Origin of the sequence: Pseudomonas sp. PvP009 (assembly GCF_017832995.1) — a bacterium.
Taxonomy (GTDB): domain Bacteria; phylum Pseudomonadota; class Gammaproteobacteria; order Pseudomonadales; family Pseudomonadaceae; genus Aquipseudomonas; species Aquipseudomonas syringae.
In genome coordinates, this window is the sequence record NZ_JAFIBG010000001.1 from 4,861,925 (window position 1) to 4,887,985 (window position 26,061).

At 57.7% G+C, this 26,061-nt stretch carries 14 protein-coding genes, 4 tRNA genes and 2 pseudogenes (1 of these 20 running past the window's edge); 9 read left to right on the forward strand and 11 right to left on the reverse strand.

The genetic code is table 11. The features are described from left to right. The 5 genes from JOE29_RS20930 to JOE29_RS20950 form a co-directional block, all read left to right on the forward strand. Positions 1-9,430, forward strand: partial view of a non-ribosomal peptide synthetase gene (locus JOE29_RS20930; protein WP_210079831.1) — the end only. It extends 23,561 nt beyond the left edge of the window; only the last 9,430 of its 32,991 coding nucleotides appear in the window; its start codon lies beyond the left edge, outside the window; the stop codon is at positions 9,428-9,430. Between the two features lie 362 nt (positions 9,431-9,792). Next, positions 9,793-9,978: a Com family DNA-binding transcriptional regulator gene (locus JOE29_RS20935; RefSeq protein WP_003317600.1), complete on the forward strand. Its 186-nt coding sequence runs from the start codon at positions 9,793-9,795 to the stop codon at positions 9,976-9,978. Between the two features lie 11 nt (positions 9,979-9,989). Next, positions 9,990-11,285, forward strand: coding sequence for a glycoside hydrolase family 68 protein (locus JOE29_RS20940; RefSeq protein WP_016567139.1), 1,296 nt, complete (start codon positions 9,990-9,992; stop codon positions 11,283-11,285). 219 nt (positions 11,286-11,504) lie between these two features. Then, positions 11,505-12,686, forward strand: coding sequence for a glycoside hydrolase family 10 protein (locus JOE29_RS20945; protein WP_103365275.1), 1,182 nt, complete (start codon positions 11,505-11,507; stop codon positions 12,684-12,686). A gap of 521 nt (positions 12,687-13,207) precedes the next feature. Then, on the forward strand, positions 13,208-13,834 hold the full coding sequence (locus JOE29_RS20950) for a LysE family translocator (protein WP_065089000.1): 627 nt from the start codon (positions 13,208-13,210) through the stop codon (positions 13,832-13,834). 354 nt (positions 13,835-14,188) lie between these two features. On the opposite strand, the gene JOE29_RS20955 is transcribed toward JOE29_RS20950, so the two are convergent. The 4 genes and pseudogenes from JOE29_RS20955 to JOE29_RS20965 all read right to left on the reverse strand — a co-directional run bounded on the left by JOE29_RS20955 (position 14,189) and on the right by JOE29_RS20965 (position 17,099). Beyond that, on the reverse strand, positions 14,189-14,641 hold the full coding sequence (locus tag JOE29_RS20955) for a hypothetical protein (protein ID WP_161632615.1): 453 nt from the start codon (positions 14,639-14,641) through the stop codon (positions 14,189-14,191). Between the two features lie 181 nt (positions 14,642-14,822). Then, entirely contained in the window at positions 14,823-15,644 is an 822-nt protein-coding gene (locus tag JOE29_RS20960) for a helix-turn-helix transcriptional regulator (RefSeq protein WP_017279818.1), read from the reverse strand. A gap of 214 nt (positions 15,645-15,858) precedes the next feature. Then, a pseudogene (locus JOE29_RS25515) lies at positions 15,859-15,951 on the reverse strand (heme-binding protein); the annotation flags it as partial. Positions 15,952-16,172: 221 nt separating this feature from the next. Then, positions 16,173-17,099, reverse strand: a complete 927-nt coding sequence (locus JOE29_RS20965; protein WP_003424976.1) for a LysR family transcriptional regulator — start codon at positions 17,097-17,099, stop codon at positions 16,173-16,175. 136 nt (positions 17,100-17,235) lie between these two features. Between JOE29_RS20965 and JOE29_RS20970 the strand changes: the two are divergent. After that, positions 17,236-17,464, forward strand: a pseudogene (locus tag JOE29_RS20970) (DNA topoisomerase III); the annotation flags it as partial. A 327-nt stretch (positions 17,465-17,791) separates the two neighbouring features. Here the strand turns inward: JOE29_RS20970 and JOE29_RS20975 are convergent. The 7 genes from JOE29_RS20975 to rluD form a co-directional block, all read right to left on the reverse strand. Next, positions 17,792-17,868 (reverse strand) — tRNA-Pro (locus tag JOE29_RS20975). A 97-nt stretch (positions 17,869-17,965) separates the two neighbouring features. Further along, positions 17,966-18,041, reverse strand: a tRNA-Lys gene (locus JOE29_RS20980). A 5-nt stretch (positions 18,042-18,046) separates the two neighbouring features. Beyond that, positions 18,047-18,123, reverse strand: a tRNA-Pro gene (locus tag JOE29_RS20985). A 29-nt stretch (positions 18,124-18,152) separates the two neighbouring features. Further along, positions 18,153-18,228: transfer RNA gene (locus JOE29_RS20990), tRNA-Asn, on the reverse strand. Positions 18,229-18,522: 294 nt separating this feature from the next. After that, on the reverse strand, positions 18,523-21,087 hold the full coding sequence (gene clpB, locus JOE29_RS20995; RefSeq protein ID WP_003414754.1) for an ATP-dependent chaperone ClpB: 2,565 nt from the start codon (positions 21,085-21,087) through the stop codon (positions 18,523-18,525). 171 nt (positions 21,088-21,258) lie between these two features. Then, positions 21,259-21,987, reverse strand: coding sequence for a peptidoglycan editing factor PgeF (gene pgeF / locus JOE29_RS21000; RefSeq protein WP_017279845.1), 729 nt, complete (start codon positions 21,985-21,987; stop codon positions 21,259-21,261). Continuing rightward, positions 21,984-22,946 (reverse strand): 23S rRNA pseudouridine(1911/1915/1917) synthase RluD, encoded by a 963-nt coding sequence (gene rluD / locus JOE29_RS21005; protein ID WP_002551999.1) that lies wholly within the window; start codon positions 22,944-22,946, stop codon positions 21,984-21,986. The genes pgeF and rluD overlap by 4 nt, the downstream gene beginning before the upstream one ends. A gap of 149 nt (positions 22,947-23,095) precedes the next feature. On the opposite strand from rluD, the gene JOE29_RS21010 reads away from it, so the two are divergent. From JOE29_RS21010 to JOE29_RS21020, 3 genes are all read left to right on the forward strand, one after another. After that, positions 23,096-24,118 carry an outer membrane protein assembly factor BamD gene (locus JOE29_RS21010; RefSeq protein WP_003344571.1) on the forward strand — a complete coding sequence of 341 codons (1,023 nt, stop codon included), beginning with the start codon at positions 23,096-23,098 and terminating at the stop codon, positions 24,116-24,118. 119 nt (positions 24,119-24,237) lie between these two features. After that, positions 24,238-24,477: a PP0621 family protein gene (locus JOE29_RS21015; RefSeq protein WP_032607804.1), complete on the forward strand. Its 240-nt coding sequence runs from the start codon at positions 24,238-24,240 to the stop codon at positions 24,475-24,477. After that, positions 24,467-26,059, forward strand: a complete 1,593-nt coding sequence (locus tag JOE29_RS21020; protein WP_103365272.1) for an ATP-binding protein — start codon at positions 24,467-24,469, stop codon at positions 26,057-26,059. Before JOE29_RS21015 ends, JOE29_RS21020 begins: the two co-directional genes overlap by 11 nt. Positions 26,060-26,061: the final 2 nt, after the last annotated feature.

The window sequence follows — 26,061 nt, forward strand, 5'->3', positions numbered from 1 at the left end:
GCAACGCTGCAGCGGTGTATCTGGCGAGCTGCCGCTGTTCAGCGCCATGCTCAACTACCGGCACAGTGGCAGCGAAGTCTTGAGTCCGGAGGCCAGTGCTGCATGGGCGGGCATTCAAAGCCTGGGCGCAGAGGAACGCAGCAACTACCCGTTGGCTTTGAACGTGGACGATCTGGGGGAGGACTTCGTACTCAACGCCCAGACCGTTGTCGACATCGGTGCGCAGCGTGTCTGCAACTACATGCAGGCAGCACTGGAAAGCCTGGTGCATGTACTTGAACATGCACCTCAGGCGCCCTTGTACAGTTTCTCGGTCATGCCGGAACAGGAGCGCGATCAACTGGTGGTCGGCTTCAATGCGACTGAATTCGATTATCCGCTAGAGCAGACCCTCCACGGCTTGTTCGAAGCCCTGGTCGAGCGTACCCCGCAAGCGGTCGCTTTGGTGCATGGCGATCTGCGCCTGAGCTATCGCGAGCTGAACAACCGGGCCAACCAACTGGCGCATCACTTGATCGATAGCGGAGCCAGACCGGATGGCCGGGTAGCGATCTGCGCCGAGCGTAGCGAGTCGATGGTGATTGGTTTACTCGCGATCCTGAAGGCAGGCAGCAGTTATGTGCCGCTGGACCCGGCTTATCCTGCGGACCGGATAGCCCATATGCTGCAGGACAGCGCTCCCGCCGCAGTCCTGACTCACAGCGCTACTCGGGGTCTGCTGGCCGATGTATCAGTGCCGGTGATCGATCTGGACACTCAGTCATTGCAGGATCAACCGGTTGCCAATCCACACGTGCCTGGTCTGACCTCGGCTCACCTGGCTTACGTGCTGTACACCTCGGGCTCAACCGGTACGCCCAAGGGCGTGATGAACGAGCACCGTGGTGTGGTCAATCGTCTGCTTTGGGCGCGGGACCACTACAGAGTGAATGAGACCGACCGCGTCCTGCAAAAGACGCCCTTCGGCTTCGACGTGTCGGTGTGGGAATTCTTCCTGCCCTTGCTGGCCGGTGCGCAGTTACACATGGCCCGACCGGGCGGCCATCAGGACCCGGCTTACATGGCTCAGGTGATACGTGAGCAACGCATCACCCTGATGCACTTCGTGCCCTCAATGCTCGAGGCTTTTCTGGAACATGGCGACAGCCAGGGCTTCAGTGACCTGCGGCGCGTGCTGTGCAGTGGTGAAGCGTTGCCGGGGCATCTGGTTCGTCGCTTCAAGACTCAAATGCCGGGTATCGCGCTGCACAACCTGTACGGCCCGACCGAAGCAGCCATTGATGTCACCGCATGGGACTGCTCGGGGCTAGACACGCCTGACAGCACGCCGATCGGCAAACCGGTTGCCAATACCCGTATCTACCTGCTCGACGCCCATCAACAGCCAGTCCCCTTTGGGGTAGCGGGAGAGATTTACATTGGCGGGGTTCAAGTTGCACGGGGTTATCTGAACCTTGCGCAACTGACGGCCGAGCGGTTCATCAAGGATCCATTCTGTGACGACCCGAGTGCTCGCCTCTACAGGACCGGTGACCTCGGCCGCTGGCTGGCCGACGGCAATATCGAATACCTGGGCCGTAATGACTTCCAGGTGAAGATCCGTGGCCTGCGCATCGAGCCGGGTGAAATCGAAGACCGCCTGAGCCGTCATCCGGGAGTGCAGCAAGCCGTGGTCATGGCCCGCGAAGACGTGCCTGGCGACAAGCGCCTGGTGGCCTACTTCACCGCTGAGCCGCAAGTGAGCCTCGACGTACTGCGTGAGTATTTGCTGGCGCAACTGCCGGACTACATGGTGCCGACCGCCTATGTGCACTTGGAAAAACTGCCGTTGACTTCCAGCGGCAAGCTGGACCGCAAGGCCCTGCCCGCTCCGGATCTGTCGTCGGTGATCAGCCGCGAGTATCAGGCCCCGCAAGGGGCTACCGAACGGGCCATTGCCGAGATCTGGCAAGACCTGCTGAGCATTGACCAGGTGGGTCGTCATGACCACTTCTTCGAACTGGGCGGCCACTCGCTGCTGGCCGTGAAGCTGATTGAACGCATGCGCCAGGTCGGCCTGAGTGCCGATGTGCGCGTGCTGTTCAGCCAGCCAACCCTGGTGGCGCTGGCCGCTGCCGTGGGTGGCGGCCAGGAAATCGTGGTGCCGGCCAACCTGATTCCTAAGGGCGGCGAACACATCACTCCGGACATGCTGCCACTGGTGGACCTAAGCCAGGCAGCAATCGACCACATTGTGGCTACGGTGCCAGGCGGCGTGGCCAACGTACAGGATATCTATCCGTTGGCACCGCTGCAGGAAGGCATTCTTTACCATCATCTAATGGCCGCCGAGGGGGATCCGTACCTGCAATATGTACTGTTCGGTTTTGACAGACTGGAACGCGTGCATCAGTTTGCTGCGGCCCTGCAGACGGTGATTGCCCGCCACGACATCTTGCGCACCAGCGTACTCTGGGAAGGCCTCGACGACCCGGTTCAGGTGGTCTGGCGCGAAGCGCACCTGACGCTTGAGCACGTGTTGCTGGAGCCGACCGATGGCGATATTGCCGCCCGGTTACACGAGCGTTTCGACCCGCGTCACCATCGCCTGGATCTTCGTCAGGCACCGCTGATGCACATGGTGTGCGCGCAAGACCCGGCTAACGAGCGCTGGGTGGCAATGCTGCGGTTTCATCATCTGATTGACGATGTCACCTCACTGGCCGTTATTTCCCGTGAAGTCGAAGCCTGCATGCTGGGCCAGGAACACCAACTGCCCGCCTCGGTGCCATACCGCAACTACGTGGCTCAGGCGCGTCTGGGCGTCAGCATTGAGGCCCACGAAGCCTTCTTCCGCGAACTGCTCGGCGACATCGACGAACCCACCCTGCCGTTCGACCTGCACGATGTACAGGGCGACGGCATCGAACTCGAAGAAGTGCGCCAGCAGGTCGACGCTGAACTGGCCCGCCGCTTGCGCCAGCAGGCAAAGAACCTGGGCGTCAGTGTGGCCAGCCTGTACCACTTGGCCTGGGCTCAGGTACTAAGTAAGGTCACCGGCAAGGACGAGGTAGTCTTCGGCACCGTATTGGTGGGGCGGATGCAGGGGGGCGACGGCGCAGACCGCTCCTTGGGTATGTTCATCAACACCCTGCCGTTGCGAGTCGAGTTGGGCAAGCAGGGCGTACGCAACGGCGTGAAGCAGACCCACGCCCGTCTGACCGCGTTGCTCGGCCATGAACATGCCTCTCTGGTACTGGCTCAGCGCTGCAGTGGAGTACAGGCGCCGACTCCGTTGTTCAGCGCCTTACTCAACTACCGACACAGCGGTAGCGAAGCATTGAGTCCGCAAGCTGATGCCGTATGGACTGGCATTCAAATGCTGGGCGGGCAGGAACGCACCAACTACCCATTGACGTTGAACGTGGACGATCTGGGAGAGGACTTCGTACTCAACGCCCAGACCGTTGTCGACATCGGCGCTCAGCGTATCTGCAATTACATGCAAGCGGCACTGCAAAGCCTGGCAGAAGCACTTGAGCATGCACCTCAAGCGCCCTTGCACAGCCTCTCGATTCTACCGGAGCAGGAACACCATCAACTGATGGTCGAGTTCAATACCACCACGCTGGATTATCCGGTGGAGCAGACCCTCCACGGGCTATTTGAAGCCCAGGTCGAGCGTACGCCGCAGGCGCTCGCGGTGGTGCATGGCGATGTTCGCCTGAGTTATTACGAGCTGAATAACCGCGCCAACCAGATAGCGCACCAGTTGATCGAATTGGGCATCGGCCCGGATGATCGGGTGGCCATCTGCGTCGAGCGTGGACCGGGCATGATCATCGGCCTGCTTGCGATCCTCAAGGCCGGGGCCGGTTATGTACCGCTGGACCCAGCCTACCCCGCTGAACGCTTGGCCTATATGCTGCTGGACAGCACACCGGCCGCAGTGCTGGTGCAGGCCGCGACTGCGGATGTGCTGACGCTCGGCTCGCTACCTGTCATCAATCTGGACGACGTCGCCTGGCAGGCGCAATCCGTCCAGAACCCGCACGTGCCGGGCCTGACGCCGGCCCATCTGGCCTATGTGATCTACACCTCTGGTTCCACCGGTCTGCCCAAGGGCGTTCAGGTCGAACACCGAAACGTCGTGAATCTGGTGCAGTGGGGCTCGCTACTTTGCCCGGTCTCGCAGCACGGCGCGCTGTTGCACAAGACGTCGATCAGTTTCGATGCCTCGGTGTGGGAAATCTTCTGGCCGCTTTGCAGTGGTCTGTCATTGGTACTCGCGCGTCCCGACGGGCAGCATGATCCAGCCTATCTGGCTCGACTGATTCGTGAGCGGCAAGTCAGTGTGGTGCAGTTCGTACCGGTGCTGCTCCAGCAATTCCTCTATCTGCCGGAAAGCAGCCAGTGCCTCAGTCTGACCGACATCGTGTGCGGCGGCGGTGAGCTGACGGTCGCGCTGGCCGAGCAGGTCCGCCAGCGCCTGCCCTGGGCACGCTTACACAACGTTTACGGACCGACGGAAACCACTGTGGATTGCAGCGTCTGGACACTGGAGCCGCACATGCCGGTGCCAGAAGCCACGCTGCCGATCGGTCGTCCGATCAGCAATACGCGCCTTTATGTGCTGGACACACATGACCAGCCCGTGCCTCAGGGCGTGATCGGTCAACTGCACATAGGCGGTGCCGGTGTCACCCGCGGCTACCTGAACCTACCGCAACAGCAGGCCGAGCGATTCATTGACAACCCCTTCGTTGACGGTGATCGCCTGTATCGCAGCGGCGATCTGGTGCGTCAGCTGGCAGACGGCAACATCGAGTATCTGGGACGTGATGACGATCAGGTGAAGATCCGAGGTTTCCGCATCGAGCTGGGTGAGATCGAAGCCAGACTGGCCAGGCACGAGGCGGTAAAAGACGCCGTGGTCATGGCCCGTGAAGACGTGCCCGGCGACGAACGTCTGGTGGCCTATTACACATCAAGGGGGGCGGACGAGACGCCGGACATCGGCCTATTGCGTAGCCATTTGCAAACCCAACTGCCGGATTACATGGTGCCCTCTGCCTATGTGCGCCTCGATTCTCTGCCGTTGACCGCCAACGGCAAACTGGACCGCAAGGCCCTGCCCGCTCCGGATCAGTCATCGGTGGTCAGCCATGAATACGAGGCCCCTATTGGTGATACCGAGATTGCCATCGCCGATCTCTGGCAAGACCTGCTGAGCATCGACCAGGTCAGTCGCCATGACCACTTCTTCGAGCTCGGCGGGCACTCGCTGCTGGCCGTGAAGCTGATCGAACGCATGCGCCAACAGAACATGAGCGCCGATGTGCGTGTGTTGTTCAGCCAGCCAACCCTGGCCGCGCTGGCCGCAGCCGTGGGCGGCGGCATGGAAATCGTGGTGCCGGCCAACCTGATTCCTGAGCACTGCGAACGGATTACCCCGGACATGCTGCCGTTGGTGGACCTGGCTCAGAACTCCATCGACCAGATCGTGACCCGTGTGCCGGGCGGCGTGGCCAACGTACAGGATATCTACCCGTTGGCACCGCTGCAGGAAGGTATTCTTTATCACCACCTGATGGCCCCCGAGGATGACCCGTACCGGCGAACGGTAATATTCAACTTTGACAGACTGGAACGCGTGCAACAGTTTGCTGCGGCCTTGCAAACGGTGATTACCCGCCACGACATCTTGCGCACCAGCGTACTCTGGGAAGACCTCGACGAACCGGTTCAGGTGGTCTGGCGCCATGCCGAGCTGAGCGTGGAAGAGCTCCGCATCGACCCCGAGGCCACGGTTCTCAACGCGCAGTTGCAGAAAGCCCTCGACCCGCGTCACCACCATCTGGACATTCGTAAGGCGCCCATGATGCGCATCGCCTATGCCCATGACCCGGTCAATGACCGCTGGGCAGCGCTGCTGGTGTTTCATCACCTGGTCAACGACGCCACCTCGCTACCCGTGCTGGCCCATGAGATCGAAGCCTGTATGCAGGGTCAGGAACACCTGTTGCCCGCCTCGGTGCCGTACCGCAACTACGTGGCGCAGGCGCGTCTGGGCGTCAGCCTCGAGGCCCACGAAGCTTTCTTCCGCGACCTGCTCGGCGACATCGACGAGCCCACCCTGCCGTTCGACCTGCACGATGTACAAGGCGATGGCAGCGAACTCGAAGAAGTGCGCCAAGAGGTCGAGGCTGAACTGGCTGGCCGCTTACGCCAGCAGGCACAGAGCCTGGGCGTCAGTGCGGCTAGCCTGTACCACTTGGCCTGGGCTCAGGTACTGAGCAAAGTCACCGGCAAAGATGAGGTGGTCTTCGGCACCGTATTGATGGGCCGGATGCAAGGTGGCGACGGCGCCGACCGCTCGTTGGGGATGTTCATCAACACCCTGCCGTTGCGGGTCGAGCTGGGCAGTCAGGGGGTGCGCAACGGCGTGAAGCAGACCCACGCCCGCCTGACCGCGTTGCTCGGCCATGAACATGCGTCTCTGGTACTGGCTCAGCGCTGCAGTGGGGTGCAAGCACCGACTCCGTTGTTCAGCGCCTTGCTCAACTACCGGCACACCGACGCACCGAGTAGTACCGCCGAGGGTCTGGGTACCTGGATCGATATCGAGCGGTTAAAAGGCACGGACCGCACCAACTACCCGTTGGCCTTGGACGTGGATGATGAGGGCCAAGGTTTTGCCTTGACCCTCACCTGCCCGGTCGACATCGGGGCTGAACGGATCGCTGGTTACGTAAAAAAGGCACTGGAAAGCCTGGTGCAAGCACTTGAGCATGTACCGTCATCCGCGCTCAACACCTTGCCAATCCTGCCGCAGGAGGAGCTACAAAAACTGCTGGTGGACTTCAACGCCACCGCCGTGCCGTATCCGCAAGACAGCACCATTCATCAGTTGTTCGAAGAGCAAGTGCGGGTACAACCGGACGCCATCGCGGTGGTCTTCGAAGCCCAGCGCCTGAGCTATGCCAAGCTGAACCGTGAGGCCAACCGCCTGGCGCATCACCTGATCGGCCTGGGCATTGTCCCGGATGATCGGGTGGCGATCTGTGTCGAGCGTGGGCCGGCCATGATCGTCGGCCTGCTGGCGATCCTCAAGGCCGGGGCCGGTTATGTACCGCTGGACCCCGCCTACCCTGCCGAGCGTCTGGCTTATGTGCTGCAGGACAGCGCACCGGCCGCAGTGCTGGTGCACACCGCGACAGCGGATATGCTGCCGCTCGACTCGTTGCCTGTTATCAATCTGGACGACGCCGCTGTGCAGACGCAATACGTCCAGAATCCGCACGTGCCGGGCCTGAGCGCTTCGCATCTGGCCTACGTAATCTACACCTCTGGTTCCACCGGTCTGCCCAAGGGCGTCCAGGTCGAACATCGAAACGTCGCGAATCTGGTGCAGTGGGATTCGATACTTTGCCCGGCAACGCAGCACGGCGCGCTGTTGCACCAGACATCGATCAGTTTCGATGCCTCGGTGTCGGAAATCTTCTGGCCGCTTTGCAGCGGTCTGCCCTTGGTACTCGCGCGTCCCGACGGGCAGCATGATCCAGCCTATCTGGCTCGGCTGATTCGTGAGCAGCACGTCAGCGTGGTGCAGTTCGTACCGGTGCTGCTTCAGCAATTCCTCTATCTGCCGGAAAGCAGCCAGTGCCTCAGTCTGACCGACATCGTTTGCGGCGGCGGTGAGCTGACGGTCGCGCTGGCCGAACAGGTCCGCCAGCGCCTGCCATGGGCACGTTTACACAACGCTTACGGACCGACGGAAACCACTGTGGATTGCAGCGCCTGGACACTAGAGCCGCACATGCCGGTGCCAGAAGCCACGCTGCCGATCGGTCGTCCGATCAGCAATACGCGGCTTTACGTGCTGGATACGCATGACCAGCCCGTTCCGCTAGGCGTGATCGGTCAACTGCACATAGGCGGTGCCGGTGTCACCCGCGGCTATCTGAACCTGCCGCAGCAGCAGGCCGAACGATTCATTGACAGCCCCTTCGTTGACGGTGATCGCCTGTATCGCAGCGGCGATCTGGTGCGTCAGCTGGCAGACGGTAACCTCGAGTACTTGGGCCGCAATGACGATCAGGTCAAGATCCGTGGTTTCCGTATCGAGCTGGGTGAAATCGAAGCCCGCCTGAGCCGTCACCCGACAGTGCAGCAGGCCGTGGTCATGGCCCGTGAAGACGTGCCCGGCGATAAGCGCCTGGTGGCCTATTTCACCGCTGAGGCTGAAGTGAGCCTCGACGTACTGCGCGAGCATTTGCTGGCGCAGATGCCGGACTACATGGTGCCCGCCGCCTACATTCGTCTCGAGTTTCTACCGCTGACTCCCAACGGAAAACTGGATCGCAAGGCCCTGCCCGCACCGGATCAGTCCTCGGTGATCAGCCGCGAATACCAGGCGCCGCAAGGTGCCACCGAACAGGCCATTGCCGAGATCTGGCAAGACCTGCTGGGCATTGATCAAGTCGGTCGTCATGACCACTTCTTCGAACTCGGCGGCCACTCGCTCTTGGCAGTGCAGATGATCTCGAGGCTGCAAACGGAACTGGGCAAGACCATCGGTCTACGAGGCTTGTTCGTGGAACCTACGGTTACTGGCTTCGCGCAAACACTGACGCCACAATCACGGATGGCTCCTCGAAGTAACCTCGTGCCCGTCCGCCGCGACGGTAACCAGCGCCCTTTGTTTCTGGTGCACCCGGCGGGTGGAGAGGTGCAATATGCTCGGGATCTGGCACCCTGGCTGGACGCCGACATACCGGTCTACGGCCTTGCAGCCAATGGTTTTTTCGCTGGAGAAAAGACGCTGAGCACGATACCGGATATCGCTGCCCACTACCTGACGGCTATTCGCGAAGTGCAACCACATGGACCTTATCGCATCGCCGGTTGGTCGGCAGGGGGGACGATTGCCCACGAAATGGCCCATCAGGCAATCGCCATGGGTGAAACGATAGAGTTCCTGGGTATTATCGATTCCAACATACAAGAGACAGCGCCCAATCATCCAATTAGCGAAGCACAGTTCCTGTTGGAGCAGGTAAAAGAACGCATGGCACCAGCGCTGGAGAAATCACTTCAAGAACTGGCCGCCATCGTCGAAATCCAACCTATGCTTGAATTAATCCTTAGCAATAACTTGCTACCAGAGCTATGGAAGGATATCGATACCGCACTGCTGCGAACTCACCTGGCAGTGGCCTACTCGATTTGCCAGGCAATGGAAACCCATGTCAGCCCCCGCACGGCAGTCAAGGTCTCGCTATTTATCGCCGAGGACGAATCATACCCCGACACCACTCTGGGCTGGGGCGCCTTTCACGATGATCACTTGCAAGTAACCCTGGTGCCCGGAGAGCATCACACCATGATGAGAGAACCTCACGTCAGCGCGCTGGGCGAGGCGATTTCCCTGGCCTTGAAGCGTAAATAAGATAGAGCATTGGCGCTTGTCCGGTAGACGAAAAAACGCTGCTATCGTGAATTGATGGGCAGCTTGCTTTTCTGAAACGCCGCGCCATCAATGAAAGCGCTGTCTTGCACCGTTTATCCGGGTCCATTGCGCAGCTGTGGTCGAACTCTTGCTGAACTCCGGCCAAACTCGACCTTCCCCGAAAGTGCTTCTTTCCAGACTTTCCGGATGCGGGTAAAAAGACACCACGATATGCGATTTGCGCCTCAGGGCAGCCATCGGATACGGGCTTTTTAACAGCGCCAACCGATACATTGCGATCCACCCCAAACCCCGCCTCGGCGGGGTTTTTCATTGGGCGAAATACAAGGAGACCCGTGCAAATGTTGAAAGACTACCGATGCGGACAGTGCAAGAAGCTGCTGGCTCGCATGGGTGACTACACCGAACTCCAAATCAAGTGCCCCCGCTGCGGGACGCTGAATCATGTGAAGGCCGCGAGCCTCGAGTTATCGCCTTTGAGCGAAAGAGGTACAGCAGCGTCGCTGCTGCCTCCCAAAGCTATTTAAAGGTATCAATTATGTCCAATAGCAGCTCTGCTGTAATCCAGCACAAAAATAGTCCTCTCGTAGGTAACATCAAATACGCCCCTACTGTCTGGTCCCGCGCCGATGCGCTGAAGGTCAATGAAAATGACCCGACCACCACGCAGCCACTGGTCAGTGCGGACTTCCCGGTCATGAGTGATACGGTATTCATCTGGGACACCATGCCGCTGCGCGAGCTGGATGGCACGGTGGTTTCGGTCAACGGCTGGTCGGTCATCCTGACCCTGACGGCTGACCGTCACCCCAATGATCCGCAATACCTCGACGCCAATGGCCGTTATGACATCAAGCGTGACTGGGAAGATCGTCATGGCCGCGCACGCATGTGCTACTGGTACTCGCGTACCGGCAAGGACTGGATCTTTGGTGGTCGCGTAATGGCCGAGGGTGTATCGCCCACCACCCGAGAGTGGGCGGGCACCCCCATACTGTTGAATGACAAAGGCGATATTGATCTTTATTACACCTGCGTCACGCCCGGCGCAGCGATCGCCAAAGTACGTGGCCGTATTGTGACGTCCGATCAGGGCGTGGAGTTGAAAGACTTTACTCAGGTCAAAAAACTGTTCGAGGCCGACGGCACCTATTATCAAACCGAAGCGCAGAACTCGACCTGGAACTTTCGCGACCCCAGCCCGTTCATTGATCCCCATGACGGCAAGTTGTATATGGTGTTTGAAGGCAACGTCGCCGGTGAACGCGGTTCGCACACAGTAGGGAGTGTCGAACTGGGTCCTGTGCCACCAGGTCATGAAGACGTGGGAGGGGCCAGATTCCAGGTAGGTTGTATCGGCCTGGCGGTCGCAAAAGATCTCACTGGTGAAGAGTGGGAAATACTTCCGCCCTTGGTGACAGCCGTCGGCGTGAACGATCAGACCGAGCGCCCGCACTATGTCTTTCAGGACGGCAAGTATTACTTGTTCACCATCAGTCACAAGTTTACGTATGCCGATGGTATTACGGGACCAGACGGTGTCTACGGTTTTGTCGGCGAACATTTGTTCGGCCCGTACCGGCCAATGAACGCTTCCGGCCTGGTGCTCGGCAATCCGCCCGAGCAGCCTTTCCAGACGTATTCCCACTGCGTCATGCCGAACGGCCTGGTGACTTCATTCATCGACAGCGTGCCCACCGAAGGTGAGGATTATCGTATCGGCGGCACCGAGGCGCCGACGGTGAGAATCCTGTTGAAAGGGGATCGCTCGTTCGTGCAGGAAGAATATGACTACGGTTACATTCCTGCGATGAAAGACGTGCAGCTGAGCTGACACGCCGTCCACGTACGATGCCTGAAGAACGCCTGTGCAAGCAGGCGTTCTTCAGGCGTTCAGCCCAGCAACTCGCTCATCGCGATAATCTGCTCGGCCATGGTTACCTACCAGCGTCTTGGAAGGTGTCGTACTCGTTAATGAATAGGCATTTCAAAATGCCCATGCATGGACAGCGTATTTCGTTTCCTCAGACCCCAGCACAAAGGAGAAGCCGCAATGGCGACCGCGAAGAAAAATCTCAAGGCGACTTGGGTCGCAACCGTTACGAATCTTGACTGGCCGTCAGTCTCATCTCTGGCCATCACTGATGAGGCTGCACGTGTCAATACACAGAAAGAAGAGTTGACCAGCATTCTTGATGACCTTGTGGCAATGAAAATGAATGCGGTTATATTCCAGGTTGTTCCCTGCGCAGATGCATTCTACGCATCAGACCTGCTTCCATGGTCGAAATACCTGACGGGAACCCTCGGGAAAAATCCCGGCTTCGACCCACTGGCTTATGCTGTTGAGCAGGCACACGCTCGTCATATTGAGCTGCACGCATGGGTGAACCCGTACCGCGTATCAATGAACACCAGTGATGCCACAATAGAAGAGTTGAATAACTCATCCTCTGACTCGCCGGCCAGTGTGTTTAAACTGCATCCTGAATGGACAGGAACATCAGCGAAGCGCTTTGTGCTCAATCCCGGCATACCTGAAGTTCAGGCGTGGGTGAGTCGTATTGTTGAAGAAATTGTCACTCGATACGATGTTGATGCCATTCAGTTCGATGATTACTTTTATTATGAATCCGCAGATTCCCTGCTCAATGATGATGCGACCTACCAGACCTACAATACGACCTTTACCACAAAGGCCGACTGGCGACGGAATAACACGTATTCGCTGGTTGATGCATGCCATAAAAAAATAGCCGCCGTTAACACGGATGTCTTGTTTGGTATCAGTCCGGCAGGCGTCTGGCGGAATAAATCTGACGACCCGCTGGGGTCTGATACGCAGGCCGGTGCGTCCAACTACGACTTCGCGTATGCAGACACGCGGAAATGGGTCATTGACGGCATCATTGATTATATTGCCCCGCAGGTCTACTGGCCGTTTGCCCGGGAAGTTGCCCGCTATGACGTCATCACACAGTGGTGGGCGGATACCGTGAGGGGTACCGGCACAGCGTTATATATTGGTATGGCTCTGTATAAAGTGGGAACGGCATCAGCAGCCGAGCCCGACTGGACGGTTGAGGGGGGCGTGGCTGAAATGACTCGTCAGCTTGACCTGAATGATTCTCTGGCTGAGGTGTCCGGGTGCATGTTTTTTCGACATATATTTCTGCGGGCCTCACAGACTCAGCAGGTGGTTGACTACCTGAAGCGTCGCTGGGCCGAGGTCTAATATTTTTATCGTTGGACTTGGTTGCTGGCTCACCCAGCGACCCGTCTGTGCCCTGCGCCTTTGAAGTGGCCTTATGATCGTGAGAAACGAAAATGACGGTCTGCATATTAAGCAGTGTCCCTGTATTCCATTGCAGACTTTTTCTGCGTGGTCTTGCTTAATTCAGGATTTAATCGAACCCTGCTAATTCGACAGCGTCAAAAAGCTGATGCGGATGTGAAAATCTTTTAACGTTACCTCTCTATTTAATCCCCTACAATCAGCAGCAACAGTGAACACGATAAAAACAGTATAAAAGAGACTAATACGCCTTTTAAAAAAATGTCATTAACGTGCAACATTTCGATTCCATTACGCTGGCGAGCTTTATACATTCATTCAAAAGAAACAGTCCTGGTACACAGCACGCGTGGGATTGTGCAATCGGCAATGGTCAGTCCGCTACCCATTGAGTAACAACCTTCAACTCTATAATCGCTACCCACAAAAATAATTGAGCATGAGAACAGGAGCCTATTGAGATGCCATTGGAGAATATGATTGGTGTGGCGATCATCGCGCTGGGCATGGTCATGACGCCTGGCCCGATCATGGTCTACCTAACGTCCAGAGCAATTTCACAAGGGCGTATGGCCGGTATGATTTCGCTGGCAGGGGTCGCTTTGGGATTCGCCTGCTACCTGATTGCTTCAGGTCTGGGTCTGGCAGCGCTATTCAAGGCCGTCCCGATGGCTTATGACGTGGTCCGATTTGGGGGGGCGTGCTACCTCGGCTACCTAGCCTGGAATATGTTCAACGGTGCTTCACTGTTCGAGCCGCGCAAACTTCCCCCGCACTCCCCTCGTAAGCTTTTCACCATGGGACTGGTGACGAACTTACTGAACCCGAAGATAGCACTAATGTATACCGCACTGATCCCCCAGTTCATTGATCCCTCGGCAGGCTCGACCCTGAAGCAATACATACAGTTAGGGCTGGTGCAGATCTCAATTGCACTTACATTGAACGGTCTGATTGTCTTGGCTGCCGCGCGAGTCAGTCGCTTCCTTGCCGCTCGCCCGACGGCCATGCGCGCGCACCGCTGGGCATCGGGTACGTTACTGGGCGTGTTCGCGGTTGATATACTTTTGCGCAATCCGCTAACCTAAACCCGTTTCGACAGTCTACAAAATCGAGCTAACGCTACACCCTTATACGTTCTCCTGAGAGGCTCGCCGAACCGCTGCCCCACGTGCTATCTACGGGAGCCCCTCACCTTCCGTATGCGCCTGTAAGTCAGCCTCGCACCAACGCACTTCGTATATTCAGCGCATTGAGAGATTTGTTCAGAGATACCGATAGCCACCTGGCGCTGAGCACGTGCTGAAGGTTGACTTCCGACCTCCAGAGAAACGCTCTACTTACGTGACAGCGCGCTGTTTCCTCAGGGATGCGCAACGGAGGTCAGGGTAAACTTTCCAGGCGGGTATATAACTACAATCACCATTAAATCGCCATCAGGGCTATTTATTTTTCCACGTGGTAGACACCGGATTCGTGACGGTGTTTTTTTCTTGGGTATAAGTGCCGTTCTGCTGGGCAAGGGCCTCGCCGGTATCAACAATAGCGTTCTGGATGAACATGTTTTCCTTGTCTCCACGGACGAACGTTAACTGATGAAAGGCCGTTTTATTCCCCCAGTCGCTAGAGGGCAGAGAAATGAACCGCACGGTGAACGATTCCTCATCTACATTGCCCTGGATGGAGTAAACGCCATAGTGGTTTTCACCCTGAGAAATGAGTTTGTAGGTGCCGTTGTCGTAGTAATAAATTTCGGCATCGGGGAAAGGTTTTTTGTCGTACATTTTACGGTAATGCAGCACTTGCTTAATGGTGGGCTGACCGAAGCTGACGGTCAGTTCTTTACTGTCCGCCGAAGTTGTCAGTCCTTCGGCATACGCGCCGTTCATGAACATTAGCAGGCTTATGGCTACCGTTGTGATTGATTTCAATCCACTTCTCCTCGTCTGGCTTTATGGATGACGTCGCGTCAACGTACTGAGACCAGTATCTACGTTAGCCATGTTACAATTTTCATATTGCAATGCATAGTATTTATGAACGGGGCAGCCTGCGATTGCAAACTGCCTTCAGCACTCAACTTTCTTCAGAAAATCCCGCCATCCACTTGATCAAGCCGTTCCGGCCTGTTGCGCCAAGCTTCGCTGCAGCCCGCTTCAAATAGGTCTCGATGGAACTGCTCTTGACATTAAGCTTGTCGGCGAGCGCTCGAATCGAAGACCCCATCAATAGACCGAGGCATATTTCTCTTTCACGCGTCGACAACCGTAGCTTCGATCGACTCAACTTTTCGTTGAAATCATGCTCAAGTTGCAGGGCGCCCTGCCTAAAGGCTTCGTTTTCAGCATTCGCCATGCAAGAACTGAGCATTGCACCAGCGTGCTGCTCCAGCATGGGGAGCAAAGCCTCTGAAAAATTCTTCAAAAACGATAATTCGGAAAGTGAGAAATCACGATGGTGATGCTCGCGGTACAGGGAAATAGCCCAAAGCTTTTTTGACTTGTGCAATACCAGATTGCAGTTATAAAAACCTGGCGCACCCGCGCACGCTGCTCCAGCGCTACACGTCGGTTTCAAGTGAACTAACAGAGTCAGTTCACCTTCGACTATTCGATTGAGCAGAATCTCATGCGGCGAAGAAGGCGGGCTCATCAACTTATGTCCGGCGCTTTCTTGCCCCAAAGGCTGGACACTGATAATACGCCGTTCATGCTCGTTGATGGTCCATTCACTCAAATCGAGGAAATCGATAGACACGGTAGCCGCAATGATCTTGTGCATATTAGAGGCGAATCTTGCATCGCCCACGCTTTCAATTAACTTGCCTAGCGCCATGAAATAGTCCGACTGATCTCCCGTCATTTCAGAATTCTTTTCCATTAGCAGATATTCGCCCATCGGAGTCTGCCTCCAGCGAAACCAAAAGTAACCTTTCGTAGACGGCCACCGCTTGGCCTGAATGCCTGGTAGTACACGCACCTCAGGTTGCAGGATGATTCAGCCGACTTATCAAGTCTCGGTAGGCGGCGATCGCCATTACCCTCGCCGGATTTTGTGACGTCGCCAGAAAATGTGATGCTTTTTAGGCGCTCAAGGGGCATGCGGCTTAACGCCCTATTGCAATACTTGCCAGGGCCTTCCCCATGGCAATGTCCTGCCGAAACGTGCTGGAGCCGTCCTCGCGCTTGAGTGCCACTAGATGGCCAGGATGTCGAATATAGTACCAGCCATTGATATCAGGTCATGCTCTCGGGCTTGAGCAAGGGCGGGGTCGATGAGCCGGTTGGTCTGTGCAAGAGTTAATAGAGTCATGGCATACAGTCCTGATAAATGGATACCAGACCAGCCTAGAGAATAGTAAGTCAGGGCACCATAGCGTTGGGCTTGTTCACACTATCCATGGCATGGATAGTGTGAACACTGCAATCAGAGGGCAGAACGATTTAGCGAGGAGAACTGAGCGCGGATCAAACTACGTAACCAGATATGCGCAGGGTCTTTGTGCACTCTCTCGGGCCAGTATTGTCGGACGGGTATACTGGGAGGGATGATTGGTAACGTTACGAGGCACACACTGGCATAGCGGACAAGTATTTGGGCGATGTCGCTGGGTACTGTTGCAATCAGGTCAGAGCTTTCGAGGACAGGTAAGAGACTCATGAAATGTGCTAGTTCGAGCCGCACGCTTATCCGCAGACAGTGGTCAATCATAAACTGTTCTATGAAATGATGGCGTCCATCCACCCTCACTAACACGTGGTCAGCATCACGGTATGCTGCCAGCGATAGATGTGTGCCACCAGCCAGCAGCGGATGCTTCGCACGCATGACACCGATATGCGTGCTGTCGAACAGCTTCTGTTGAAAGTAATGGGCTCGATCAAGGTCCGGAAAATATCCGACAGCCAGTTCGGCATCCCCCGACTCCATTAGCTCCAAAGTGGCGGCGCGAGCACACGACATGACCCGCAGCGTGGCGGAGGGAGCCACAAGTGTCAGGGCCCTCAGCAACGAAGGGACAATAATTACCTCGCCTAAGTCGGGCATCAGGATACTGAAAGCTCGTGTGCATTGGGCGGGCTCGAATAACGCAGGTTGCAACAACTCCTGACGTACGGTCTGCAACACTTTTTCAATGGCTGGTGCTAGCGCAATCGCACGTGGGCTAGGCTTCATTTCAGAACCGCTACGCACAAACAAAGGATCATCGAATTGCACCCGCAATCTGGCCAGTGCCGCGCTCATGGCTGGCTGGCTGAGGCCAATGCGATCGGCGGCCCGACTGACGCTACGGCACTCGAGCAGGGCTCCAAAAACGGTGATCAAGTTCATGTCCAGCGAACGTAAATCCATGAGCTATCTCGCGAAGAATTATCAATCCAACGGTTACTGCGGCTGTAAGCATACCTACGCGCATCACGCAGTTTATTAATGTTTCGCGTTCCGGGCCCACGGCGCTGGAAAAAACCACATGGCATATCGTTCCACGCTGCGTTTATGTCTGTACGAGAGACCCGGCCAGGGTAAAGGCATTGCCGCCATACTCGGACAAGACACGAGGTGACGGCGGCATCAAAGGCAACGGCGTGGCCGTCACCTGGGGAATTGGACACGTGTTGGAAACAGCTCCTTCGGATGCCTATGGCGAGCACCTGAAAAACTGGAGCCTGGAAACACTCCCAATCCTGCCTAAACAATGGAAAGTGCTCGTCAAGCCAACGGAAGCTGAGCGCGAGGGGGAAATGAGCGCGCAAGCCGATCAAGTATCGTGGGTAATGACTGCGTCATATGTGACGATGCAAGCGCAGCACAGCATTTTTTGCCAAAAAAAACGCCCCGTACACAAGCATTCGCTCGGTACGGGGCGCTCCAGTTTTTACATCGCCGTTTGCCGGTGCCCTATTTCGTGTCAGGCGGCTGCTTGAAGCGCTCTCACCTGAAAATGCATCCAACAAAAAAGGCGTCCCGAAGGACGCCTTTTTTGTTGGACTCAAAACCACTGTTCTTGAGTCCTGATCTTCAACCCTGATACAGCTGGGCGAAAATGGTCGGGGTAAGGGGATTCGAACTCCTGACATCCTGCTCCCAAAGCAGGCGCGCTACCGGACTGCGCTATACCCCGATGATGCTAAAAAACACCTCCGAGGAGGCGTTTTCTATTTGGGTGACGCTTGTGGCGTCACTCCCTAAGATCCAGCCAGATACAAACTGACTAAAAATGGTGGGTCGTGTGGGATTCGAACCTACGACCAATTGGTTAAAAGCCAACTGCTCTACCAACTGAGCTAACGACCCAAATATGGTCGGGGTAAGGGGATTCGAACTCCTGACATCCTGCTCCCAAAGCAGGCGCGCTACCGGACTGCGCTATACCCCGACTGAAACTGCATTGAACCTTGCGAAATCTGGCTCCACGACCTGGACTCGAACCAGGGACCCAGTGATTAACAGTCACTTGCTCTACCAACTGAGCTATCGCGGAACTATCGATTTCAGATTCAACTTTACAACCTGTCGCCTTGAAATCAGCTCGCTGTTAACTCGTTGATTTCAATCTCATCGACCTTTCCGCTTCGTTTGTATCGTTGCGTTCACGTCTCTGAGGCGCGCTATTCTACAATTTTAAAAACACCTGTCAACCCTATAAATTGCTTTTTAAGACAATGATTTGCGATTTTTTTTCAGATCGCCTCTCGGGCCTGATTCTACTGCTGACCGCGCCTCAAAAAAAGGCCCTCGGTTCGAGGGCCCTTCTATAGAGCGGTGACGAGCGCTGTCAGACAAACGTGATCTCGTCGTCGACCACCTTGCCGGTGATGGTCGTGCCAGGCATGAAGCTGCCCGAGAGGATCATCTGCGCCAGCGGGTTCTCGATCCAGCGCTGGATCGCACGCTTTAACGGGCGTGCGCCATAGACCGGGTCGTAACCAACGGCGATCAGCTTGTCTAGCGCCTCGGGGCTCAGGGTCATCGACAGCTCGCGCTCGGCCAGACGCTTGCGCAGGCGTCCCAGCTGGATGTCGGTGATACCGGCGATCTGATCACGCGCCAGCGGCTCGAAGATCACCACTTCATCGATCCGGTTAACGAACTCCGGACGGAAGTGCGTACCGACTGCGTCCATCACCGCAGCACGCTGCGCCTCACGATCACCGACCAGTTCCTGGATCTGCGCCGAGCCCAGGTTGGAGGTCATGACGATCACGGTATTGCGGAAGTCCACCGTGCGCCCGTGGCTGTCAGTCAGGCGTCCGTCTTCAAGCACCTGCAAGAGGATGTTGAATACATCGGAATGCGCCTTCTCGACCTCGTCGAGCAGAATCAGCGAATACGGTTTGCGACGCACGGCTTCGGTCAGGTAGCCGCCCTCTTCGTAACCAACGTAGCCTGGCGGTGCACCGATCAGGCGAGCCACGGAATGTTTCTCCATGAACTCGGACATGTCGATACGCACCATCGCCTCTTCGGTGTCGAACAGGAACTCGGCCAGCGCCTTGCACAGCTCAGTCTTACCCACGCCGGTCGGGCCGAGGAACATGAACGATCCGCTCGGACGATTAGGGTCGGAAAGCCCGGCACGCGAACGACGCACGGCATTGGAGACCGCGACCACCGCTTCTTCTTGGCCGATCACCCGGTTGTGTAGCAGGGTTTCCATGCGCAACAGTTTCTCGCGCTCGCCTTCGAGCATCTTCGACACCGGGATACCGGTCCACTTCGACACGACCTCGGCAATTTCTTCCTCGGTTACCTTGCTGCGCAGCAACTGGTTTTCCGGCTTACCGTGCTGGTCGACCATTTGCAGGCTGCGCTCCAGGTCCGGAATGATCCCGTACTGCAACTCGGCCATGCGGTTCAGATCGCCCCGGCGGCGCGCGGCCTCCAGTTCCTGGCGAGACTGTTCGATTTTCTGCTGGATCTGTGCCGAGCCGGTGACCTCGGCTTTTTCCGAGGTCCAGATTTCTTCAAGATCCGCGTACTCAAGCTCAAGACGCTCGATTTCGCCCTGAAGTTTTTCCAGGCGCTTGATCGCTGCCTCGTCCTTTTCCTTCTTGAGGGCCTGAGCTTCTACTTTCAGCTGGATCAGGCGACGTTCAAGGCGGTCGAGCACCTCAGGCTTGGAGTCGATCTCCATGCGAATACGGCTGGCCGCTTCGTCGATCAGGTCGATGGCTTTGTCCGGCAACTGGCGATCGGTGATATAGCGATGGCTCAGCTTGGCCGCCGCGATGATCGCGCCGTCAGTGATGGCGACCTTGTGGTGCACTTCGTAGCGCTCTTTAAGGCCACGCAGGATCGCGATGGTGTCTTCTTCACTTGGCTCGTCGACCAGGACTTTCTGGAATCGACGCTCAAGCGCCGCATCCTTCTCTATATATTGGCGGTACTCGTTGAGCGTGGTAGCCCCCACACAATGCAGCTCGCCGCGCGCCAGCGCAGGTTTGAGCATGTTGCCAGCGTCCATCGAGCCTTCGCCCTTGCCGGCGCCGACCATGGTGTGCAACTCGTCGATGAACAGAATGATCTGGCCTTCCTGCTTGGACAGTTCGTTGAGCAGCGATTTGAGGCGCTCTTCGAACTCGCCACGGTACTTGGCACCGGCAATCAGCGAACCCATGTCCAGCGACAGCAAGCGTTTGCCGCGCAGGCCGTCCGGTACTTCGCCATTGATGATGCGCTGCGCCAGGCCCTCGGCAATGGCGGTCTTGCCCACGCCAGGTTCGCCGATCAGCACCGGGTTGTTCTTGGTGCGGCGCTGCAGGACCTGAATGGTGCGACGAATCTCGTCATCACGACCGATCACCGGGTCGAGCTTGCCCTCTTCGGCACGCTTGGTGAGGTCAACGGTGTACTTGTCCAGCGCCTGACGCGACTCTTCGACGTTCGGGTCATTCACGGCACCTTCGCCGCGCAAGTTGTTAATGGCATTTTCCAGGGCCTTCTTGCTGACGCCCTGCCCCAGCAACAATTTGCCGAGCTTGCTGCTCTCGTCCATTGCCGCGAGCAGCACCAGCTCGCTGGAAATGAACTGGTCGCCTTTCTGCTGCGCCAGACGGTCAGCCTGATTGAGCAGGCGCGCCAGATCCTGCGACATGTTGACGTCGCCGGTCGGGTTCTGGATTTTTGGCAGGCGGTCCAGCTCTGCGCTCAGTTCCTTGCGCAGGCTGTTGATGTCGAAGCCTACCTGCAACAGCAGAGGCTTGATGGAACCGCCCTGCTGCTCAAGCAGCGCCTGCATCAAATGCGCAGGTTCGATGGCGGGATGGTCGAGGCCAACGGCCAGCGACTGGGAATCGGATAACGCTAACTGTAATTTACTGGTCAATCTGTCGATACGCATTTGTCACCTTCCTTTAATGCAGGCCGGAGCAATGAACACACCTATAAAGAAAACCTGCTGAATAGCCAGTTAGATGCGGACGATTCTGCGCGTTTCAAGCGGGCCGGGGTTGATACAGATCAGACGAGCGTTCAGGCAAGCCTAGCTGGCTTGTGCAAAACAGCCCGGCAATCAGGCGTGTTCGATCCAGATCAGCGAAGCAAAGCGGCCAGTGCGCGCGGCGCGGCGGTAGGAAAAGAAGCGCGGGTCGGTGAAGGTATCCAGCCCGCCGCCGTACACGGCAGAGATACCTTGGGCTGCCAGTCGTAACCGGGCGAGCGCGTAGATGTCGGCCATGAAACGATCAGGATTCGAACTGGCGACAAACGCAGCGGCTGTCTGCGGGTGGCTGGCGGTAAAGGCCTCGCGCACCTCGGGGCCAACTTCGAACGACGGCTGACCGATAGACGGTCCTAGCCAGACCATGATGTCTTCGGGAGCACTCTGCAGGCTGTTGGCCGTCGCTTCCAGCACCCCGGCCGCCAGCCCGCGCCAGCCGGCATGCGCGGCAGCCACACGCGTACCGTCACGACGACAGAACAGCGCGGGCAGGCAATCGGCGGTCATGATGGTGCAAGCCACGCCAGGCGTGCTCGTCCAGCTGGCATCGGCTTCAACGACGCGGGATGGATCGGCAGGTACGACGTCTACGCCGTGCACCTGCTTCAACCAGGCGGGCTGCGCATTGAGACTGGAGGTCAGACGCTGGCGATTGGTCGCCACGGCCTGCGGGCTGTCATCGACGTGATCGCCCAGATTGAAGCTGTCGAATGGGGCCAGGCTGACCCCACCCGAGCGAGTGGTAACGCAGGACTTGATCTGTGCTGGCGCAGGCCAGTCAGGTATCAGCCAGTCATTCACCCGATGAACGCCTCGCGATCCTGCTTGAGCAGGGACAGCAACCAGACGAAATCGTCCGGTAACGGCGATTCCCAGCTCATGCGCTTACCGGTGGTCGGATGATCCAGCTCCAGGAAGCGGGCATGCAACGCCTGCCGCGGGAAGGTCTTGAGCGAATCGACCATGGTCAGGCTGGCCGCTGGTGGAATACGGAAACGCCCGCCATAGGCCGGGTCGCCGACCAACGGATAGTTGATATGCGCCATATGTACGCGAATCTGGTGGGTACGCCCGGTTTCCAGCTTGACCCGTACATGGGTGTGCGAACGGAAGCGCTCCAGCACCCGGTAATGACTTACCGCCTGCTTGCCGCCTTCCATTACCGCCATGCGCTGGCGCTGCTGGCCGTGACGGCCGATGGGCGCGTCGATCTTGCCGCCTGCGGTCACCACGCCGATCACGATGCACTCGTAGATGCGGCTGACACTGCGACTCTGCAACTGGGTAACCAGCTGTGTCTGCGCCTGAATGGTCTTGGCGACCACCATCAGACCGGTGGTGTCCTTGTCCAGACGGTGCACGATGCCGGCACGCGGAACATTGATGATGTCCGGCACATGGTGCAGCAAGGCGTTGAGCAGCGTGCCATCGGCATGACCGGCAGCCGGATGCACCACCAGCCCGGCAGGCTTGTTGATGACGAGGATCTGGTCGTCTTCATAGATGATGTCGAGCTCGATGTCCTGAGCGACCCATTCACCCTGGGCCTCCTGCTCGGCAATCAGCTCGAGAACAGCGCCACCGTGCACGATGTCGCGAGGGCGAAGAACGCCTCCGTCCACAGTCAGGCGGCCGTCCTTGATCCAGGCGGAAAGGCGCGAGCGCGAGTGCTCAGCGAATAATTGTGCGGCGACTTGATCGAGGCGTTGACCGCCCAATTCGGACGGCACCTCTGCGCGGAGTTCTATATTTTCGGACATGACCAGACTAGGTGGCGGCTAGCCTTTGGTTTCGGCAGCGCGCTTGTGGTTAAATACGGCGTCTTTTGTCCCGCCGGTATCGCGGGGCGCTCATCATAACAGGACGGCCCCGCCCAAGACAGCAGGCCGTTATAGGGACGCAAGCCGCCATGCAAGTGAAACACCTGCTGCTGATCGCCATCCTCGCATTGACTGCGGCCTGTTCGTCGAAGGAAGTCATCGACGAAAACCTCAGCGAAGTCGAGCTGTACCAGCAGGCGCAGGCCGACCTGGGAAATAACAGCTATAACAGTGCCACTGAGAAGCTCAAGGCGCTGGAATCTCGCTATCCGTTCGGTCGCTACGCCGATCAGGCTCAGCTCGAGTTGATCTACTCGAACTACAAAAATGGTGAACCCGAAGCAGCCAAATCCGCTGCCGAGCGTTTCATCCGCCTGCATCCGCAGCACCCGAACGTCGACTACGCCTATTACATGAAGGGCCTGACCTCCTTCGACCAGGACGTGGGCCTTCTGGCGCGCTTCCTGCCGCTGGACCAGACCAAGCGTGACCCGGGTGCTGCCCGTGACTCGTTCAACGAGTTCGCCCAGCTGACCAGCCGCTTTCCGAACAGTCGCTATGCGCCTGACGCCAAGCAGCGCATGATTTACCTGCGCAACCTGCTGGCGTCCTACGAAATCCACGTAGCCGACTACTACCTGACCCGTCAGGCCTACGTCGCCGCCGCCAACCGTGGCCGCTATGTAGTGGAAAACTTCCAGGAGACGCCTTCGGTCGGCGACGGTCTGGCGGTGATGGTCGAGTCTTATCAGCGTCTGCACCTTGACGACCTGGCTGCCACCAGCCTGGAAGTGCTGAAGACCAACTACCCGAACCACCCGCAACTGGCTGACGGCAAATTCACCCCGCGTGAAGCAGAAGCCGATAACCGCTCATGGCTGTCGAAAGCGACCCTTGGCCTGATCGACGGCAGCGCACCGCTGCCACCGGGCCAGACCCGCGCCGATCAGGACATGAAGAAGCAGTACCAGGACGCCAAGGACTCCATTCCGAAAGAGCTGCTGCCGGAGAATCAGGCCGAGCTGGACGAACAGGCAGCAAAAGACGCCGAAGCGAAAGGCACCAAGAGCCGTTCGTGGTTCAGCTACATGACCCTGGGTCTGTTCGACTGATCCTGAGCGCATGAAAAAAGAGGCCTTCGGGCCTCTTTTTTTGTGCATCAATTTTGCCACTGTGCGCCCGCTCGCGGCTTGGCTACACTGCGCCATCGTCAATCACTAAGCTGGTAGTCATGATTCGCTTACTTATGTGGGTCGCGTTGATCGCGGCGGTGGTCTGGTTCGTCAAGCGTCTGATCAATCCCCCCAAGCCCAAATCCCGCGCCGAGCCGCCTGAACTGGCGTCGACACCCATGGTGCGATGCGCGCAATGTGGCGTGCATCTGCCACAGGATCGTGCACTGAGCCAGGCACAGCAATGGTATTGCAGCGAGGCACACAGGCTGCAAGGCCCCGCGGCACGTGACCGCTGATTCACCGTCCCTTGTCAGCCCGCAGGCACAGCGGATTCTGCGGCTGTACCACCTTTATCGACTGACCATCGGCGTCGTACTGGTGCTGTTGATTTCCAGCAGCCTGGAAACCGAGCTGCTGCAACTGGCCAACCCGAACCTGTTCCGCTCGGGCTGCTGGCTGTATCTGGTGTTCAACATTCTGGTCGTCGTGCTGCTGGAACGCCCCAGCCGTCAGGCACAGTTTTTCGGCCTGGCGATGACTGACGCGATCATGCTCTCCGCGCTGTTCTATGCAGCGGGCGGGCCTTCAAGCGGTATCGGCAACCTGTTGATTGCCTCGGTGGCGATCAGCAACGTGTTGCTGCGCGGCCGTATCGGCTTGTTGATCGCTGCGGTTTCGGCCATCGGCATCATCTACCTGACGTTCTACATCAGCTTCGGCACACCCTCGGTCTCCAACGACTACGTGCAGGCTGGCTCGCTGGGCGCTTTATGCTTCGCCGCCGCCCTGCTGGTGCAGGCGCTGACAGCGCGCATGCAGGTCAGCGAGGTACTGGCCGAACAGCGCGCAGCGGATGTCGACAGCCTCGAGGCACTCAACGCACTCATTTTGCAGCGCATGCGTACCGGCATTCTGGTGCTGGATGCCAATCACCAGGTGCTGCTGGCCAACCAGAGTGCCTTGCACCTGCTGGGCCAGGAGCAACTGGTCGGCCAGATGATCGACACCTGCTCGCCGCATCTGGTTGAACGCCTGCGCCAGTGGCTCGTCAATCCGATCATGGTGCCGCGCAGTATCACCACCGCCCCCGTCGGGCTGGTACTGCAACCGAGCTTTGCCACACTCAACCGTGGCGATCAGCGTCAGACGCTGGTTTTTCTCGAAGACCTGTCGCAGATCGCCCACCAGGCGCAGCAGCTCAAGCTCGCCGCACTGGGACGCCTGACCGCCGGGATTGCCCATGAGATACGCAATCCGCTGGGCGCCGTCAGTCATGCGGCTCAACTGCTTAATGAATCGGAAGAGCTCAGTGCAGCGGATCGACGCCTGGGGCAGATCATTCATGAGCAGTCGGGGCGCATTGACCGAGTCATCGAAAATGTCCTGCAATTGTCGCGCAGACGCGAAGCGCAACCCGAACTGCTCGATCTGAAAACCTGGCTGGAACACTTTGTCGCTGAATTTCGCAGTTCCACAGCGCCCAATCAGGCGATTCATGTCGACATCAGCCCCGGCACGCTGACAACCCGCATGGATTCTGGACAGTTGACGCAAATCATGACCAACCTGGTGCAGAACGGCCTGCGCTACAGCGGCAAGAATCATCCGTCAGCGCAGGTCTGGCTGAAACTGCACAATGAACCGAGAAGCGATTTGCCTACGCTGGAAGTGCTGGACGATGGGCCGGGGGTCAGCGAGCAACACCTGAGCAAGATCTTCGAACCGTTTTTCACCACAGAAAGCAAAGGCACTGGCCTTGGTCTATATCTGTCACGTGAACTGTGCGAAAGCAATCAGGCGCATCTGGAATATGCGCCCCGCCCCACGGGTGGCAGCTGCCTGCGCATTACCTTCGCCCACCCGTTCAAGACGAGCTGAGC

What these genes read in the sequence shown, in the direction of transcription:
- JOE29_RS20935 (WP_003317600.1), top strand. Translation starts at nt 9,793, where the DNA reads ATGTTGAAAGACTACCGATGCGGACAGTGCAAGAAGCTGCTGGCTCGC.
- JOE29_RS20940 (WP_016567139.1), top strand. Translation starts at nt 9,990, where the DNA reads ATGTCCAATAGCAGCTCTGCTGTAATCCAGCACAAAAATAGTCCTCTC.
- JOE29_RS20945 (WP_103365275.1), top strand. Translation starts at nt 11,505, where the DNA reads ATGGCGACCGCGAAGAAAAATCTCAAGGCGACTTGGGTCGCAACCGTT.
- JOE29_RS20950 (WP_065089000.1), top strand. Translation starts at nt 13,208, where the DNA reads ATGCCATTGGAGAATATGATTGGTGTGGCGATCATCGCGCTGGGCATG.
- JOE29_RS20955 (WP_161632615.1), bottom strand. Translation starts at nt 14,641, where the DNA reads ATGTTCATGAACGGCGCGTATGCCGAAGGACTGACAACTTCGGCGGAC.
- JOE29_RS20960 (WP_017279818.1), bottom strand. Translation starts at nt 15,644, where the DNA reads ATGGGCGAATATCTGCTAATGGAAAAGAATTCTGAAATGACGGGAGAT.
- JOE29_RS20965 (WP_003424976.1), bottom strand. Translation starts at nt 17,099, where the DNA reads ATGGATTTACGTTCGCTGGACATGAACTTGATCACCGTTTTTGGAGCC.
- clpB (WP_003414754.1), bottom strand. Translation starts at nt 21,087, where the DNA reads ATGCGTATCGACAGATTGACCAGTAAATTACAGTTAGCGTTATCCGAT.
- rluD (WP_002551999.1), bottom strand. Translation starts at nt 22,946, where the DNA reads ATGTCCGAAAATATAGAACTCCGCGCAGAGGTGCCGTCCGAATTGGGC.
- JOE29_RS21010 (WP_003344571.1), top strand. Translation starts at nt 23,096, where the DNA reads ATGCAAGTGAAACACCTGCTGCTGATCGCCATCCTCGCATTGACTGCG.
- JOE29_RS21015 (WP_032607804.1), top strand. Translation starts at nt 24,238, where the DNA reads ATGATTCGCTTACTTATGTGGGTCGCGTTGATCGCGGCGGTGGTCTGG.